15 protein-coding genes are annotated in these 16,646 nt (G+C 73.1%); 5 read left to right on the top strand and 10 right to left on the bottom strand.

What is annotated here, in order from left to right:
- Nucleotides 1-17 precede the first annotated feature (17 nt).
- The 9 genes from ACFZDE_RS34205 to ACFZDE_RS34165 all read right to left on the bottom strand — a co-directional run bounded on the left by ACFZDE_RS34205 (nucleotide 18) and on the right by ACFZDE_RS34165 (nucleotide 9,797).
- Nucleotides 18-1,925: a phage baseplate assembly protein V gene (locus ACFZDE_RS34205; protein ID WP_391206881.1), complete on the bottom strand. Its 1,908-nt coding sequence runs from the start codon at nucleotides 1,923-1,925 to the stop codon at nucleotides 18-20.
- Nucleotides 1,922-2,563 carry a hypothetical protein gene (locus ACFZDE_RS34200; RefSeq protein WP_391005205.1) on the bottom strand — a complete coding sequence of 214 codons (642 nt, stop codon included), beginning with the start codon at nucleotides 2,561-2,563 and terminating at the stop codon, nucleotides 1,922-1,924. Before ACFZDE_RS34200 ends, ACFZDE_RS34205 begins: the two co-directional genes overlap by 4 nt.
- Entirely contained in the window at nucleotides 2,560-3,168 is a 609-nt protein-coding gene (locus ACFZDE_RS34195; protein ID WP_391206852.1) for a phage tail protein, read from the bottom strand. Before ACFZDE_RS34195 ends, ACFZDE_RS34200 begins: the two co-directional genes overlap by 4 nt.
- A gap of 17 nt (nucleotides 3,169-3,185) precedes the next feature.
- Nucleotides 3,186-3,716 carry a phage tail protein gene (locus ACFZDE_RS34190; protein WP_391206850.1) on the bottom strand — a complete coding sequence of 177 codons (531 nt, stop codon included), beginning with the start codon at nucleotides 3,714-3,716 and terminating at the stop codon, nucleotides 3,186-3,188.
- A gap of 88 nt (nucleotides 3,717-3,804) precedes the next feature.
- Complete coding sequence (locus tag ACFZDE_RS34185; RefSeq protein WP_391206847.1) at nucleotides 3,805-7,089, bottom strand: hypothetical protein; 3,285 nt, start codon at nucleotides 7,087-7,089, stop codon at nucleotides 3,805-3,807.
- Nucleotides 7,090-7,127: 38 nt separating this feature from the next.
- Nucleotides 7,128-7,301, bottom strand: coding sequence for a DUF6760 family protein (locus ACFZDE_RS34180; RefSeq protein ID WP_391005344.1), 174 nt, complete (start codon nucleotides 7,299-7,301; stop codon nucleotides 7,128-7,130).
- Entirely contained in the window at nucleotides 7,298-7,699 is a 402-nt protein-coding gene (locus ACFZDE_RS34175) for a hypothetical protein (protein WP_391005196.1), read from the bottom strand. Before ACFZDE_RS34175 ends, ACFZDE_RS34180 begins: the two co-directional genes overlap by 4 nt.
- Nucleotides 7,696-8,154 carry a phage tail protein gene (locus ACFZDE_RS34170; RefSeq protein ID WP_391005194.1) on the bottom strand — a complete coding sequence of 153 codons (459 nt, stop codon included), beginning with the start codon at nucleotides 8,152-8,154 and terminating at the stop codon, nucleotides 7,696-7,698. The genes ACFZDE_RS34175 and ACFZDE_RS34170 overlap by 4 nt, the downstream gene beginning before the upstream one ends.
- Before the next feature lie 14 nt (nucleotides 8,155-8,168).
- A complete protein-coding gene (locus ACFZDE_RS34165) occupies nucleotides 8,169-9,797 on the bottom strand; it encodes a phage tail sheath subtilisin-like domain-containing protein (protein WP_391206844.1) in 1,629 nt (542 codons plus the stop codon).
- Nucleotides 9,798-9,962: 165 nt separating this feature from the next.
- Between ACFZDE_RS34165 and ACFZDE_RS34160 the strand changes: the two genes are divergently transcribed.
- On the top strand, nucleotides 9,963-10,583 hold the full coding sequence (locus tag ACFZDE_RS34160) for a hypothetical protein (protein ID WP_391206841.1): 621 nt from the start codon (nucleotides 9,963-9,965) through the stop codon (nucleotides 10,581-10,583).
- A gap of 41 nt (nucleotides 10,584-10,624) precedes the next feature.
- Here ACFZDE_RS34160 and ACFZDE_RS34155 read toward each other — a convergent pair whose 3' ends face one another.
- Nucleotides 10,625-11,254: a LuxR C-terminal-related transcriptional regulator gene (locus ACFZDE_RS34155; protein ID WP_391005187.1), complete on the bottom strand. Its 630-nt coding sequence runs from the start codon at nucleotides 11,252-11,254 to the stop codon at nucleotides 10,625-10,627.
- Between the two features lie 341 nt (nucleotides 11,255-11,595).
- Here ACFZDE_RS34155 and ACFZDE_RS34150 point away from each other — a divergent pair, with 341 nt between their 5' ends.
- The 4 genes from ACFZDE_RS34150 to ACFZDE_RS34135 all read left to right on the top strand — a co-directional run bounded on the left by ACFZDE_RS34150 (nucleotide 11,596) and on the right by ACFZDE_RS34135 (nucleotide 16,152).
- On the top strand, nucleotides 11,596-12,489 hold the full coding sequence (locus ACFZDE_RS34150) for a hypothetical protein (protein WP_391206838.1): 894 nt from the start codon (nucleotides 11,596-11,598) through the stop codon (nucleotides 12,487-12,489).
- 144 nt (nucleotides 12,490-12,633) lie between these two features.
- Nucleotides 12,634-13,350 (top strand): hypothetical protein, encoded by a 717-nt coding sequence (locus ACFZDE_RS34145; protein WP_391206827.1) that lies wholly within the window; start codon nucleotides 12,634-12,636, stop codon nucleotides 13,348-13,350.
- A 52-nt stretch (nucleotides 13,351-13,402) separates the two neighbouring features.
- Complete coding sequence (locus tag ACFZDE_RS34140; RefSeq protein WP_391206824.1) at nucleotides 13,403-14,359, top strand: hypothetical protein; 957 nt, start codon at nucleotides 13,403-13,405, stop codon at nucleotides 14,357-14,359.
- A gap of 227 nt (nucleotides 14,360-14,586) precedes the next feature.
- Nucleotides 14,587-16,152, top strand: a complete 1,566-nt coding sequence (locus tag ACFZDE_RS34135) for an FAD-dependent oxidoreductase (protein ID WP_391206821.1) — start codon at nucleotides 14,587-14,589, stop codon at nucleotides 16,150-16,152.
- The last annotated feature ends 494 nt before the right edge of the window (nucleotides 16,153-16,646 follow it).

Here is a 16,646-nt window from a genome sequence, read left to right as displayed (position 1 = left end):
AGCCGTCCTCCCGGACGTCAATTGAGTTCGATCTTCGAGCCCTTGATGGCGACGGTGCCGAAGCTCTCGATGCTGATGGATGTCCGGGCGCGCAGGCTGAGCGAGGCGCCGCCGTCGATGGTGACCTGACCGCCCGTACCGGCCGAGATGTCGACCGCGCCGCCGTCGCCGCAGTCGATGTGGATCCGCCCGGTGGCCGCGCCGCTGCCCGGGGGAGCGGGCCGGCAGGTCAGCGTCACCGTCCCCGCGGCCTGGTCGACGGCCAGCCCCAGCGAGCCGTCGCCGGTCCCCAGCACCACCGTCGAGACGTCCGCCGGCCCGCCCCGCCCGGCCGGCACCTTGTCGTGGAAGGCGAGCATGTTCCCGGTCGGCGAGACGATCCCGCGCCGTACGACGTCGGCGGTCCGGCCCGTGGCCTCCACCGCCGGCCCGCCGGGCGCGTACGCACTGGCCTCGCCGAGCACCCCGCCGACCACGTACGGCCGCCGCGGGTCGCCGAGTTCGAAGCCCAGCAGGACCTGGTCACCCACCTCGGGCAGCAGCAGCGCCCCGGCCCGCCGGCCGCCCCCGGCCTGGACGACCGGCGCCCAGTCCGTCTCGTGGTCGGGGGCCAGCCACGGCAGGACCACCCGCACCCGGCCCTTGCCCACGGGGTCGTTGACGTCCGTCACCACACCGCACACCAGGCCGGGCACCCGGGGCGCCTCGTGGGCCGCACCGGACGGCGCGGTCAGCGCGAGCAGGGTGCGGTCCGCCGGGGTGCCCAGCTCCAGATGGGTGCGGTAGCCGCCCTCCAGCTGGTCGAACACATGCCGGGCCGCGTTGACCGCCCACGTCCCGGCGAAGGGCCGGGGCGGGCCGCTCACCCGCACCGTCGTGCCCGCCCGCAGCCGCGGATCGCCCCAGACCGTCGCCTGCGCCTCGGCCAGGCTGCCCGCCAGCCGCTGCGCCGGCCCGTGCAGGGCCTCCCCGGACGCGGCGGTGATCGCGCCGCCCGTCGCCGGGGCCGTGCCGGTCACGATGTGCCCGCCGACGGTGGGAGCCGGGCCGAGCTCCGACGCCGCGGGGGCCGGTGACGCGGGTGCGCTGCGGCCCCGCACCGCGGCGAGTGTCTCCGCCACGTCCACGCCGGTCAGTTCCACACCGGTCAGCCCCACACCTGCCGGTGTCGCACCGGCCGCCCCGGCCGGGCCGGTGGTGTCCGCCTGGGTGGACACCGCCCGTGCCCGCAGCGGATCCCACACCCGCATCTCCGCCTCGGGAACCAGCGCGGCCCCCGTCACCCGGGGCCGGAACGCCCTGAGGTTGTGCTGGAGTTCGAGGGCGACCGGCGTGCCACCGGCCCGGCCCGGACCCGGCCGGAAGAAGAACCCGTCCTCGTCGACCCCGAACTCGTAGCCGATCTCCCGGCAGCGCCAGGCGAGGAACTCCCAGTCGGTCTGGTTCATCTGCCCCAGGTGCGTGTGGGAGGTGCGGGTCGGTTCGATCCGCCCCACGGGCAGTCCGGCCTCCCGCGCGATGCTGCCGGCGATGTCGGCGTCGGTCATGTTCACGAACGTCCGCACGCGTGAGCCGCGTTGCAACCGGTGGCCGCGGTCGTAGGCGCGCACGGTGGTGATGACGGACAGGTCCACGCAGTCCGCCTCGACGGCGGTGACCTCGCCCGTTCCGACCAGCACCGGCTCGGCCGCGCCGGTGGGCAGGCACCACACCTCGATCCGGCCGCCGAAGGCGATGCCCGCCCGGTCCAGCACATCGGCCTTGTCGTCGCGGAAGGCGACCTCGATCATGGTCGGGGCGTTGCGCCGGCTGTCCACCACCGCGCGCAGCACCAGGCCCTCCAGATCGTCGGCGAGGGGACGGGCGGTGGTGCCGCCCGCGCGGATCTGCGCCGAGGGCGCGGGAGGTGCCGGCGGCGCGCTCACCCCCGGCCCCCCAGCTTGGCGGCCATGTCACGCGTGGGGTCCTGGCGCGGGCCCGGCGCGCTGCCGGGGGAGAACCCGGCGGGGACGCCCGGGGTGACGGCCGCCGGTTTCGTCCCCACCGTCCCGGCGGCGGCCGCCGGTGCCGCGTCGGCCCTGCCCAGGACGTGCAGGGTGAGATTGCGGATCTCCGCGCGGATGGGCAGACCGTCGCGGGTGAAGCGGGTGTAGGTGCAGTCGAAGCGCATCAGTTCCACCGTGTAGTCCAGACCGGTGCCCGCGGTGCCCCACCGGAAGGTGAGACGCTCGCGCTCGCCGGGCACCGCCGTGCCCTCCGGACGCTGCTGCGTCCGCTCCACCACCCACTCCAGCAGCAGCTCGACCCTGCTCCCGATGTCCGTGCCGGTGAGGACGAGCGTCGACATGATGAGCCGGGTCGAGCCCCGGGTGACCATCGCCGCCACGAGGCTGTGGTCGCGCTTGCTGTCCTGCCCGACCGGGTCGGTCAGCCCCTCGGCGTTGTGGGACAGGCTGATCTCGGCCGGGTTGTACTCGAAGGTGAAGTCCCTGCCCTTCCCGTCCTGCAACACGCCTTTGGCGACGTTGCGTTGCAGGGAACTCCCGGATGGTACGACCGTCACCGCGCCACCCCCGGAAGGTCGCCGGCGTGCGCGAGGAACCCGCTGTGGTCGAACGACAGCCGCTCGATCGCGACGGAGTTGCTGCGGGCGTCCAGATCGGGCCCCACCCACTCCGTCGGCACGGCCCGCTGGAGCACCCAGCCGGTGACGAGCGCCCCCTGGTAGTCGAACAGCCGGATCGTCACGTCCTGCCCCTGGTACTCACCGGCCCGGCCGCCGTCGTACTCGTAGCCGGTCCACCGCGCCGCCACACCGGCCAGCCATGTCTGGAGCCGGGGCGAGTCGGCCTGCGTCATCATCCGTTCGAGCGTGACCGTGCTGTAGGTGAGGCGTTCGGGCAGCAGCGTGCGGTCGCAGTACTGGCCGCCCTCGACGATCTCCTTCGAGCCGAACGAGACCTGGAGCCCGCGGCACGACGACCACAGGCCGAGGTCGATGTCCCGCTCGTCCAGCGTCACGTGGAAGCGCATCGCGAGACCCGGGCGCAGCCGGTCGCCGGCGGACGGGGACGGGCCCGGGCGGCCGGGGAACGCCCCCGGCCCGGGGCTCTGGAGGGGGCCGGGAGCCGGGGCGCTGGTGCCGGGTCGCGGTGGTGCGGTGGTCATGGGGAACCTCGACGGGGTCAGTACGCGGGGGAGGGGGTGAGAGGTGACGGGCCGGGGCTGGCCGGGGCGAAGTCGTCGTCCAGGAAGCCACTGTGCGCGAGTTCGAGGGTCTCCATCGCGACGCCTCCCCCCGCCGAGTCGAAGCCGTCGATGCTCCAGGCCGCCGGGAAGAACTCCTTGAGCTGCCAGGTGACGGTGGGCCTGCCCTCCCAGTTGGTCAGGGCGATGGCCCCGGTCAGCGGGGTGCTGCGGCGTGAGGTCTCGGTCAGCCACTCCTGCACGGTCTGCGACTCCCGGCAGGCGGCCCGGGTGAGCCTGATGTGCTCGTACTGCGGCACGCCCGGGAAGACGAACGGCTGGTTCCAGCGGTCGCCCGAGCGGTACTCGGCCACCTGCCAGGTGACATGGAGGCCCGAGGCCGTGGCCCAGGTGCCCAGTTGGTAGCGGGAATGGTCGATGGCGACGGCGAAGCGGTGGGCCATGTTGACCGACCCGAAGAACGTGTCGTCGTCCATGGCGAGGCCGCCCGCGGCAGGACGCTCAGGCATCGCCTGCTCCCTTCTGTCGTGTCATGTGCTGCGGCATGTCATGTCCTGCCTCGTGTCATGTCCTGCGTCGTGCCATGTCTGTCTCGTGTCATGTGCGGGGGACCAGCAGGCCGTTGCGTTCGCGGTCCACGACCAGTTCCCGGCGGATCCGCGCGAGCACCCGGTCGTGCAGCCGCCCGGCCAGGGCGTCCAGGAACGCCGGGTCGTCCATGTGCCCGAAGGGGCGCTGCCGCCGGTGCGAGGCCAGCAGGTCCATCAGGGCGGCCCACTCGGGGGTCCGGTCGAGCGGGACGCCCGGGGCGGCCGGGCCGGACCCGCCGCCCGATCCCGCCCCGGACCGCGGTGGGCCGGCCCACTCGCCCGAGGGCTCGGGCGGGAATGCGGCCGGTGGTACGCCGGTGAACGGGCCCGGGGGGAGCGTGCCGGAGGGGACGGACCCGAGCGGGCCGTCGCCATCGCCGCCCGGCGCGCTCCACGAGGCGAGGGGCGCCGGTGGGGAGGCGGGGGAGGGCCGCGCGTCCCGGGCGGGCGGTGCTCCGAACCACAGCTGTGCCGCGCGCGTACGGGCGCTGCCGGACCGGCCGATGACGATCTCCTCCGGGGGCGGCAGCATGCCTCCGACCGCGATCAACGCCGGGTACGGCACCGGTACCTCGGGCCTGGCCACGGCAGAAGGCTCGGCCCTCGTGACGACCTCCGGCTCCGGCGCCACCGTGCCCTGCTCCGGCCGACGGACCGCGGGAACGGACGGCGGGACCGTCGGCAGGGGCCGGTGCGGCGGGGCGTACGACAGGGCGGCCGGGGGCGCGTCCACCGATCGCCGGCCGGATGACGGGGCAGGATCCGGCGTCAGGTCCTCGAGGGGCCCGGTGACATGCCGTGCCTCTCCGGGACGGGAGCGGTCGTCCGGCGTCCGGGGGAGCGCGCCGGGGCCCGGCGAGTGCGCGGACGGGGGTTCAGGGGCGGGCCACTCGTGCGCGGCGAGGGAGGGGGAGTCGCCTTCCGGGGGTGGCGCGAGGTCGGCAGGGTCCTCCTCCGAAGAGGGATCGTCGCCGGTCGTCGCCGAGCTGCGGCGCGGCCTCCGGCCAGGGGCACGGGAGGCCAGCCGCAGACTCCAGGCGGTCTCCCACCCGGGTGTGCTCGGGCGGATGTCGTCGGGGGTCTCGGGGGTGCCCGACGCCGTCGCGGGGGTGACTCCGGCCTCGCCGGGTGCCGGTGTCGCTGGGCCGACGGCTTCCGGAAGGGGTGAGGCCGGCAGGGGTGGAGGCATCGGTGCGGTCGTCCCGGGTGCGGTGGGCGGGGCCGTTGCCGTTGCCGGTGCCGGTGCCGGTGCCGGGGGAGCCTCCGGGACCCCCGGCGCCCGGGCGCGTCCGTAGTCCTGAGGGTGCCGGCGGGGTCGTCGGGGCATGGGGGTGCCCGCAGACGCCGATGCTCGGTGCCGGGGGGCCGGGCCAGGCTCAGTGCGCGGAGCCGGAGCCGGAGCCGGAGCCGGAGCCGGAGCCGGAGTTGGGGTTGGGGCCGGGGACTGCGGCGTGGGGGCGGTCCCTCCGCTCACATGTGGCGGCGGCGCCGTGTCCTTCGCCACGCGTGCCTGGACGAAGGACGGGAGGTCGTTCTCCGTGGCGAGCCGTTCGAGCAGCCAGGCAGGACGGAACGCGTCCAGCTTGCGGTCGAACTCCGAGCGGGATCGCACCGGCGGCGGTGTCACGGGCCGGGGCGGGCCGACGCGGTCGTCCGTCGCACGCGTCAGGGGCGAGTGCTCCTGGAGCACGGCGTCGGGCAGCACGGCCACCCGCCGGGCGGCCATGACCGGCAGCTCCGAACCACCGCCTCCGGGAACATGCGCCCCCGTGCCCGACCACGCACGGCCCACCACGTCCGCGTCAGAGCCACTGGCCCTGCCCGCCGCCACCTGGTCCTCGAAGCCCGCACCCGAGTGGACGGCCGGGGCCAGGCCGGTGCCGTGCGCCCGGCCTGTCCGGTCTTCGAAGCCCGTGCCGGAGTCGACGCCCCGGTCCGGCTCGGTCCCGTCGGCCCGGCCCGAGTGCACCGGGTTCCCAGAGCCCGCACCGGAGTTGGCGGCCGGGGATTGGCCGGTGCCGTGCGCCCTGCCCGTCCGGTCTTCGGAGCCCGTGCCCGAGTCCACGGCCCGGTCCGGCTCGGTCCCGTCGGCCCGGCCCGAGCCCACCCTGTTCCCACAGCCCGCACCGGAGTTGGCGGCCCGGGCCAGGCCGGTGCCGTGCGCCCGGCCCGTCCGGTCATCGACGCCCATACCCGAGTCCACCGCCCGGTCCGAGCTGGGCCTGTCCTCGGAGTCGCCACCCGAGTTGGCGGCCCGGGCCATGTCGGTGCCGTTCGGCTCCCTCGGATCCGAGTCGACGCCCCGGTCCGGCTCGGTCCCGTGGGCACCGCCCGTGTCCGTCCTGTTCCCGAAGCCCGCACCGGAGTTGACGACGCCGGCCAGGCCGGTGCCGCGCGCCCTACCCGACCCCACCTGGTCTTCGAAGCTCGTACCCGCCTCCACGACCCGGTCCGACTCGGTCCCGCCCGAGTCCACCCTGTTCCCAGAACCCGTACCCGGGTCGACGGCCCGGGCCAGGCCGGTGCCGTTCGCCCTGTCCGTCCAGTCGCCGAAGACCCTCCCCGAGTCGGCGACCCGGCCCGGCTCGGTCCCGCTCGGTTCCCTCGTACCCGCCTCAGCGACCCCGGCGACACCCGCAGCCGTCGTCCGAGCCGTGCTCAAGCGGCCCGGCCGGGCACGGGCCGATTCCGTCACCGGGCCCCTACCCGTTCCGGTGCCCCCGGCGCTCGGGTTCCTCGTCCCGCCGGGGTCGCCGGTGCTCGGGTTCCTCGTCCCGCCGGGGTCGCCGGTGCTCGGGTTCCTCGTCCGGCCGGGGTCGCCGGTGCTCGGGTTCCTCGTCCGGCCCGGGGCCCCGGTGCTCGGTGTGCCCGGGCCCGGGTCCTCGATGGCCGCCGTTCCTCCCGGGCGGCCCACACCCCCGTGACCCGTCCTGGCCCGCGCCCCGGGCGACCACCACCGGCGGTCTTCCCGCCCCGGCGGCACCGCCACCGGGACCACCAGCGCGTCCACCCGGCCCGTCGGGGCGGCGGTGGCGTCCGAGGGGCCGCCGCCACCGAGGGGCACCCGGCCCCGACCGGAACGGCCCGCCGGCAGCGCATGGATCAGCGGACGCGTGCCCGCGCGGGCGACCGATCCGGTGCCCAGGGCGGACACCGTCCACGGCACCGGCGCGAGCGTCGGACGAAGGCCGGGCCCCCGCATCCACGCGGGGACGCCGCCGGGGTCCGCCGGACGGCGGGGCGAACGCCAGGTGCGCCACCGGGCGAGCACCTGCCTGAACGACCACGGCACGGGCCGCCTCCTTTCCAAGGGCCGGACACGGACGCGTCTCAGACGTCCGGATCGTCGTCGGGTGCGGAGATCCGCTGGTTGATCCGACCGATCTCCTCGATCACCCGCTGTCGTGCCGGGTGCTCCAGGCCGAGGACCGAGTCGGCGGACCAGTGAAGGTAGTAGGCGACGTAGACGACCTCCTCCCAGAGCCGGTCGGCCGTGTACGTCAGGATTCCCCCGGCGCCTCACCCGCCACGTCGACGAGGAAGCGGTGCTCGCAGGACGGGCAGTGCACCTCGGCCTCGGTGCGCCCGTCCTGGTTGATCCGCCGGTAGAGGTCCTGGAGGAACGCCAGATCGGACGCGAAGAGGTTCTCCACGGTGTCGGCGGACACGTCCGTCACGGAGCCGAGCCGGGTGACGGTCCGGCTCAGCAGCAGCACCGTCAGATAGGCGGGATTGCGCTGCACCTTGGGGTCCGTCTGGGGCGCGATCTCGTCGCGGGCCGTGGCGAGCCGCATCAGGCCCTCCCGGTGCACCCGGCCCTGCGGGTCGACATAGCCGCGGGGCAGCACGAACGGGTACTCCGTCCGCATGGTCTGCCCCGTCACCGCCTCGCCCGGGCTCACAGCGGGAGAACCTCCTCGCAGGTGAACGTGACGGTCTCCAGGACGATCTCGGACGCCCCGGCCTTCATGTTCCCGATCTCGATCTTGCTGGGCCAGGCGTTGATCAGCCGGTAGGTGGCCTGCGGCTGACCACTGGCGTTCTGCAGCTCCAGCGTTCCCGTCATCCGGGCCCCGGGGTTGCCGGAGCGGACCATCCCGTGCCAGGCCATCAGATGACCGGTCCCGTCGACACCGCGCTTGAGGGTGACCGTGGGCGGCTTGGTCTTGCCGAACTGCTTGGTGTGCACGATCGCCCCGGTCCGGGCGTCGGCGGCGATGTACTCGGTGGGCTCCACCTCGCTGGTGATACCGCTCAGTTCGGAGAAGTACGACGGAGCCGTCCCGTCGAAGCTCACCACGAACCGGGCCGCCGAGATGGCCTGGGGTACGCCCGAAACGCCGGTAGGCATGGTCATGGTCTGCTGCCCTTCTACTCGTTGCTCTCAGCGCCGGGGGTGTACTGCGAGAGCCGGAACACCACGAACTCGGCCGGTTTGACGGGGGCGATGCCGATGTCGATGGTCAGCAGGCCCGCGTCCCGGTTCTCCGGAGGGTTGTTCTCCTCGTCGCAGCGGACGAAGAACGCCTCGGCCGGACTGCGGCCGAACAGCGCCCCGCTGCGCCACACCCGGGTGAGGAAGGCGGTGACGGTGCGGCTGACGCCTTCCCACAGGTAACGGTCGTTGGGTTCGAAGACGACCCAGTTCGTGCCGTCGAGGATCGACTTCTCGATGTAGTTGAACAGCCGGCGCACATTCAGGTACCGCCACTCGGGGTCGCTGGAGAGCGTGCGGGCGCCCCAGACGCGCACCCCCTGACCGGGGAAGCCGCGCAGGCAGTTCACCCCGATCGGGTTGAGGATGCTCTGCTCGCCCTTGGTCACGGCGACGGCCGGGGACAGCACTCCGCGCAGCACCTCGTTCGCCGGTGCCTTGTGCACACCGCGGGTGGCGTCGTTGCGGGCCCACACGCCGGCCACGTGCCCGCTGGGCGGGATCGTCGTGGCCCGCTTCTCCACCGGGTCCATGACCTTCACCCAGGGCCAGTACAGGGCGGCGTACTTGGAGTCGAACCCCGAGTACTCCGCGCGCCAGTCGCGGGCCTGCTGGGCGCCGAGGTCGGGCAGCGGGTCGAGGATCGCGACCCGGTCGCCCATGGTCTCGCAGTGGCCGATCAGGGCGAGCTGCACGGCCTTGACGGCCTCGGCGTCGAGCGCGCCCCTGCCGTAGGCCGACATCAGGTCCGGGACGGCGACCATGGTGATGTCGTCGATGGCCTCAAGCCCGGCCAGGCCCGAGCGGGCGGCGGTGTCGCCGATGTAGCGGCCGGCGTCCAGTTCCCGCACCCGCGCCGGCTCGCTGCCGCCCCGGCGAGCCACCGCGGACGCGGCGGCCGGCACGGCGGGGGCGAGCGACACCTTCGTGCCCTTGGCGGGGCGGGCGGGCGCTGTGCCCTTGACGTCCTCCAGCGTGATCAGGGCGGACTTCTTCAGGGCGGTGCCCACGAAGGACGGCCCGCGCTTGGCGGAGACGTTGTCGTACTCCTCGACCACCTTGCCGTCGCGGCGCACCACCAGCTTGAAGGTCTCGTCGTCGCCGTCGGCGCCGGTGGCGTCCTCCACCTCGACGACGACCGGCCCGCCGGAGGGGTTGTCGGCCGCGGCGGCCAAGCCGACGGTCAGGGCGGGCCGGCCGCTCGCGCCGGCCAGTTCGCCACGAGGCGGCGGGGCCTGCGTGACCGGGGACGCCGGTGCGCCGGTGGCGGCGGGGACGGCGGCCGGGCCGGACTCCTCCGCGCCGGTGCCCAGGCTGATGACGTACGCGTTGCCACCGCCGTTGAGGAAGTAGCCGTACACGCTCTGCGGGAGGTACGCGCCGGCGGTGAACTCGCCGAAGACGTTCGTGTACTGGGTCCAGCTCGTGACCAGGACGGCCTCGTCGACGGGACCCTTCTCGGTGAAGCCGATGAACGCTGCGGTCGCGGTTCCGACACCCTGGATCGGCTTGATGCCCGAGGACGTCTCCTCCACGAAGACGCCCGGAGTCAGATAGTTCGGCACACGCTCCTCACTTTCCTGTGGGACGACTCACGGTTTCACCCGCCCGGTACCGGGCGAGAGAGCGATCAGCCACGCGCGAGGACACCTCCGGCTGCCCCATCGGGAAGCCCTTCGGGCGTGGCCGGACGCCGGGGCCGCGGCCACGATGGCGTGATGATGGAGGCGGTGACCCTCTCACTCGGGGCCTGGCTGAGGCGTTGTGCCCCGGACGCCGGCCTGTCCTTCGAGGACCCGGTGCCCGAACCGGCGGACGCGGGCGGCCCGGTCGTCGTACGCGTCTGCCTCTACGACGTGCGCGAGGACAGCCGGGGCCGCGGCGGCGGCATGTATCTGCGGGACGGCGCGGACCGCCCGGTCAGCGCCCGGATGCAGCCGCTGCGCGTCCTGAGGTACTCCTACCGGCTGACCGCGCACGGCGGTGACTGGCAGGCGCGGCAGCGGGTGCTCGGGGACGTCGTGGTGGCGGGGGCCGCCGCCCCGTGCCTTCCGGACGACCTGGTGCACGCCGCGTTCTCCGCCTTCGGCGCCGGGGCGCTGCCGCTCCTCGTGGCCCCGGCCGAACCGGTGCCCGCGCCGCCCGGGCCGCCGCCTCCCGCACCGCCCCTGCACCTCGTGGTGCTGGCCCCGCTCCAGCCGCCCGCCGACCCCGCCGTCGACCGCGCCCCCAGCCGGATCGACCTCGGAGCCCGCCGCACCGACACCCCGGACACCCCGGACACCCCGGGCTCCGGGCGCCGCCGGTCGGTGCCGGGGCAGCGGCCCCGCATCGAGGAGCAGGCGAGGTGACGGCGATATGAGCGCCGGAGTGAGCCACGGGTGGCGGTGCGTCAGATGAGGCCCTCGCGGATGGCGTAGGCCACGGCGTGCGACCGGTTGCGCAGCTGGAAGCGGTGGGTGACGTCGTGCAGGACGTTCTTGACGGTCCGTTCCGAGTACGACAGCTTCTGCGCGATCTCCCGGGTGTCGAGCCCGGCGGCGACGAGGCGCAGGACGTCGCCCTCGCGGTCCGTGAGCCCGTTGAAGCGCAGCCCGCGCGGGGCCAGCACGTGCTGCTGCACCTGCGACACCTGCTTGAGGAGCCGCCCCAGTAAGTCCGGCGGCACCACACCGGCGCCGCGGTGCACGGAGGTGATGACCTGCACCAGACGGTCCGCCGTCGCCTCGCGCCGCCGCACCAGACCGGCCACTCCGGACTCCACGGCGAGCATCAGACCGGCGTCGTCCAGTTCCGAGACCACCGCGATGACCTCCTGCATGCCCTTGCCCCGCACGGTCCGCAGCAGATGCAGCGCCTCCTCGTTCATCTCGTCGGTGACGATGAGCGCGACCGTGTCCGCGTTCGCCTGGGCGCCGTCCGCGATCCAGATCTCCGCCCGTGACTTCAGGGCCGCGACGATCCCCGCCTCCGATATCGGGTCCGACGTCCTCACATGGACGAAGATGCGGTCGGTCGTCATGGTGGGCTCCTCGTGCGTCGAGCCTGCGGGCAACGGTGCTGCCCGGGGCCGTTGCTCCTGGTTGCCCGATCAGCCTCCCTCGCGGACGGTGGCGTGACCATGACCGTGGTCGGCTGTTTCCTGGACCGAACCGGTGTTACCGGCTCGTACGCGAGGTGCGCCGGGACGAGAGAGGCCCGCACCCGGCGCCGGACCGGGGCCTAGGGGCCCGAACGGGCAGCCGGAAGGCCGCACCACCGCCCCGCCCTCGCCGCGCGTTCGCCCTCCCGCCCGTCCTGGCGGAAGGGCACGAGGCGGACGCACCGTCGAGCGTGAGAGCCGAGGAGGGGAGGCGACCGGGCATGCCGAGCGCACAGGACGCCGTGCACGACGCGGTACTGCGGGCCGTCGGGGCCGCTGTCGAACGGGCCTGGGACACGGACCGGTTCGCCCTGGCCGGAGGCCTGCGCGCCGCCCTGGCCGAGGAGACCGGGCTGCCCGCGTGCGACGCGGTCCGGCAGGTGTTCCAGCGGTACGGCCCGGTGCTGACCGACCTCGTCCTGCGGTACGCCGGACCCGGGCCGGGCGGCGTTCCGGCACCGCACAGGCGCCAGGAAGCCCATGCCGCGCTGCACGAGACGGTGGCCGCGCTGGTCGCGGACCTCATCGCGGCCGGCATGATCGCGCCGGCGGGTGCGGCGCCCGCCGCCGACGAGCCGTACGAGTCCCCGTCGGTGCACGAGGCGGTGCACGAGGTCCCGCATGTCGTGGCGGCGTCCGCCCTGCGCGCCCCCGGATCCTTCCCGGACGCGGGAGAGCACCCGTCCGACGGCCGGGACCGGTCACCGGGCGCCTCGGCCCGCCGCCGGGCCCAGCGGGCCGAACTCGCCCTCCGGCAGGCGCGGCGGACGATCGGCGGCGTCGACTGGGACGCGGCCGGGGAGGCGAACCGGGCCCTGCTCGCCGCGCTGAGGCCCCATCAGCGACTGGCCGTGCTGTGGGCCGCGGACCCCGGCCGGCTCGTCGTCGGCAGCGCCAACCCCGCCTACCCGCCCCTGGCCGCACTGACCGGCGTGCCGGGTGCGGGGGTCTTCGCCGGGTCGGTGCAGCGGGGCGCCAACGCGGGCGCGTTGCGCCGGACCCCCACGGGCCTGGTGACCGGACTGCCCGGGGAGGCGGGCCAGGCGGTCACCGCCGCGTTCGCCGCGCACGGCTTCCGGGTGGTGCTGCGGCCCCCGTCCCGCTGGGACCCGTGAGAGGGCTCACCCATAGGGGCAGCGGAAGGGGTCCGCCCGGGTGCCCGCCCGGCCTGGTGACGGTCGCCGGCCGTCCAGCACAGTGACGGCAACGGCCGGCCCACGACGCCCGCCGCTGCGCCCGCCCCCGTAGAGGAGCCGCACGTGTCCGAGGCATCACCGCTCTACGACGACGTCCTGTACCGGTGGAATCAACTTCCCGCGGGTACCGAGTGGCTGGCCTTCGCCCAGCTCGTCCAGGCGTCCGACCTGGCACCTTACGCGTACTACTTCCTGGAGTTCGACAACGTCCTGGCGCAACTGCCCGCCGACCGTGAGGACGAGACGCTGTACCGGCAGGACGTCGTGACCCGCTTCGCCTACTGGCTGGCGGGCGAGTTCGGCATCTACGGAGACTGGCCCCCGGTCGAGCAGTACGAGCAGTCCGCGCAATACGCGCAGTACGCAGAGCAGGGACAGGCGGACCAGTACGCGCAGGCGGACCCGTACGGCCAGTACGCCGCGTACGACCAGTCCGCGTACACCGCGTACGACCAGTCCGCGTACGACCAGTCCGCGCAGTACGCCGAACAACCCGCCGCCCACGACCCGTACGCGCAGCCGGCCGACCACGACCCGTACGCCGGCTACGACCAGGAGTACGCGCCCGAAGCCGAGGCGGAGCCCGCCCCGGCCGATCCCGCCCCGGTCGATCCCGCCGTGCTCGGGGATCTGGTCGAGGCCGTGCTGGCGGCCACGAGCGACAGCGAGGCCGAGGGCATGCTCACCGAGGACCAGATCCAGCTGATCCAGGAGCACGGTCTGTCCCTGGAGGTCGACATCGACGAACTGCCGCCCCTCGACGGCGCGGACGCGGCCTGACGGCACATTCCGGCACCCGCGGCCATCCCACCCCCCGACCGGAAGGACGACGATGACCGTCAACCCCGCTCTCGCCGCGATGGGCCCGATGGGCCTCGTGGCCACGTCGACGGCGAGCCTGGCCTACTCGATCGTCAAGGACCTGAACAGCAGCCTGTCGTTCGAGGCGACCTCGGCCACTCCGCTGGACGCGGTGCCCGAGGTCCTCAAGGACGCCCTCGTCGACGAGGACCTCGGGGAGCACGCCGTCTCCGGCCTGTTCTACACACACAGCCGCTTCCAGCCGATCGTGCGTCAGGTCAAGCGCTTCACCGGGCTTGTGCACCGCCACCGCGACGACGTGCCCGAGGCGGTCAACCACAGCCACAGCATCTTCATGGTCCTGCCGCTGCGCATGTCGTACACCGCCGTCCGCCTCAGCACCCGCCAGGCACAGGTGCAGCTCATGAACAAGGCGAACGAGTCCGGCAACGCGGCGGACGCAGTCGACCTGGACGAGATCATGCGGGCCGAGGAGCGGGTTGCCCAGCTCCAGGAGCTGCTGGAAGGCCACCGCTACGCCGACAATCCGGCCGCTCGCAAGACCTTCAAGCGTGAACTGGAGCAGCGTCAGCGCAAGATCGAGACGTTCAAGGCGAACCGCAAGGCGGCGGACCGGCTCCGCCTGGAGGCGGGCAAGGTGCGCCAGGCGAAGAACCGCGTCTACATGAAGAACTTCAAGATCCGCCCGCTGGAGCAGGTGGGGGGTGTGAAGGGCCGCAGCGCGGCCGGTCTGCGCGGCAACGGGACCATGGTCGTCACCCCCCGGCAGATGCCCTCGCCGGACGGCGGGCTGCCCCGGCACTTCGTCTCCGTGCAGTTCGACTGGCACGAGGACAACCTCTTCGGCCACTCCTACGACTGGCACGGTCGGATCGACCTGGGGTGCGACGACCAGGGCATCCCTCAGCTCGTCGGCGGCGACGGCAAGTTCCTCGAGAGGTTCCGGCAGACCTCGATCGTGTCCTGACCCCTGACGCTGACTGCCAACTCAATCAGCAAGAGAAAAGAATCACGAAGCCGGAAGGAAGGTGGAGCGGGCTTCTCGCGAAGGCTATGAGGCGTATCTGACCTGGGTTTATTCTCATCAGAGGTGGACGTTCAGCCCTGCTGAGGGTACTGATTCGCAACTCAGTAAAACATCGAGACGGGCGACAATCTCTTGTGGTTGTGGTCCGAGGCGTGTTAGCAAGAGGCATGCCTCGGAATGCCTCGTTCTCGCAGGACGTCTACGACGTCGTCATCGTCGGTGGTGGCCACAACGGCCTCGTCGCCGCTTCCTACCTGGCCCGGGCGGGGCGCTCCGTGCTCCTGCTCGAACGGCTCGACACCACGGGCGGCGCCGCCGTGTCCACCCGTGCCTTCTCCGGAGTGGACGCCCGGCTGTCGCGCTACTCCTACCTCGTCTCCCTGCTCCCGCCGAAGATCGTGAAGGAGCTCGGGCTGCGCTTCCAGGTGCGCAAGAGGTCCATCTCGTCCTACACGCCGGCCGAGCGCGGCGGCCGTGCCACCGGCCTGCTGGTCGGCGGGGGAGAGGAGCGGACCCGGGCGGCGTTCCGCAACTTCACCGGCTCCGACGCCGAGTACACCGCCTGGCGCGAGTTCTACGGAACGACCGAGCGGGTCGCCAAGCGGGTGTTCTCCACCCTCACCGAGCCGCTGCCGAGCCGGGAGGACCTGCGGGCCCGGATCGATGACGACGACGCCTGGCGGATGCTGTTCGAGGAGCCCCTCGGTGTCACCATCGAGGACCGCTTCAAGGACGACGTCGTGCGCGGCGTGGTCCTCACCGACGGTCTGATCGGCACGTTCACCGACGCCCACGACCCCGCTCTGGCCCAGAACATCTGCTTCCTCTACCACGTGATCGGCGGGGAGACCGGCGACTGGGACGTGCCGGTCGGCGGCATGGGCGCCCTCACCGGCGAGCTGGCCCGGGTGGCCCGGGAGGCCGGAGCCGAGATCGTCACCGGTCACGAGGTCACCCACATCGAGCCCGACGAGCGTCTCTCCGTGGTCACTTACGACGACGGCTCCGGCGAGTCGACCGTGGGGGCGCGCAAGGTCCTGGTCAACGCCTCGCCCGAGGCGCTGGCCGGGATGCTCGGCGACACGGTCGACGACCCGGCGGAGGGCGCGCAGCTCAAGGTCAACATGCTGCTGCGCCGGCTGCCGCGGCTGCGGGACACCTCAGTCGACCCCAAGGAGGCGTTCGCGGGCACCTTCCACATCTCGGAGGGCTACGACCAACTGGCGCGCGCCTACCGGGAGGCCGCCGACGGACGGCTCCCCTCGGCCCCGCCGTCGGAGATCTACTGCCACTCGCTGACCGACCCGTCCATCCTCGGACCCGAGCTGGCGGCCCAGGGCTACCAGACGCTGACGATGTTCGGACTGCACGTCCCCGCCCGGCTGTTCGTCGAGGACAACGAAGCAGCCCGGGAGACCCTGACCAAGGCCGCGCTCGCCGAGCTCGACTCGGTGCTGGACGAGCCGATCGCCGACTGTCTCGCCCTGGACGAGGACGGCCGCCCCTGCATCGAGGCGAAGACGCCCCTCGACCTGGAGGACGAACTGCGGCTGCCGGGAGGCAATATCTTCCACCGCTCGCTGGCCTTCCCGCACGCGACGGAGGCGACGGGCCGCTGGGGCGTGGAGACGCCCTACCCCAATGTGCTGCTGTGCGGCGCCGGCGCGGTCCGCGGCGGTGGTGTGAGCGGCATCCCCGGTCACAACGCCGCGATGGCCGTACTCGGCGAATGAGTTCACTTGCCGTGAGGTGACGTGCTGCCTCCACATCACCTCCGGCAGGACCGGCGTCGGCTCACGCCCACACTGCTCGGGAGCCCTGCGCGATCCTAGGGACTTTCCCTGTTCCCCCAGGAAGGAGAGGTGGGCGAGTCTGGGGAACAGGTCGGGTCGAGCCGAATCGGCGGCGTACCCGGCCCTCCAAACGCTCATGCGCTTTGATCACTTCGGGGAGTAGCCGTAACGGTGTGATTATCCCTCGATATAGTGTTCAAATCCTCGCCTTCCGCGTTACGCCCGCGCAATGCGAGAGCGCAAAGTACTGGGCGATCGGAGGAACAGGAGCTGAATGTGGCGCCCTGTCGCCACAACCGCGATGCCCTCACCGGCGCATGCGGTCGGCCCTGTCATGTAAACCGCCGGGTGAGGTCACACGGAACATTCCATGACATTGCACAGCCAATATTCGGTTCTCGGCCATTCGATGAAACACGACGCGAGAAAGTGGG

Source organism: Streptomyces sp. NPDC007929 (genome assembly GCF_042959065.1).
GTDB lineage: Bacteria > Actinomycetota > Actinomycetes > Streptomycetales > Streptomycetaceae > Streptomyces.
Note: the sequence above shows the minus strand (reverse complement) of the source record. Positions and strands in the feature narration are given on the sequence as shown.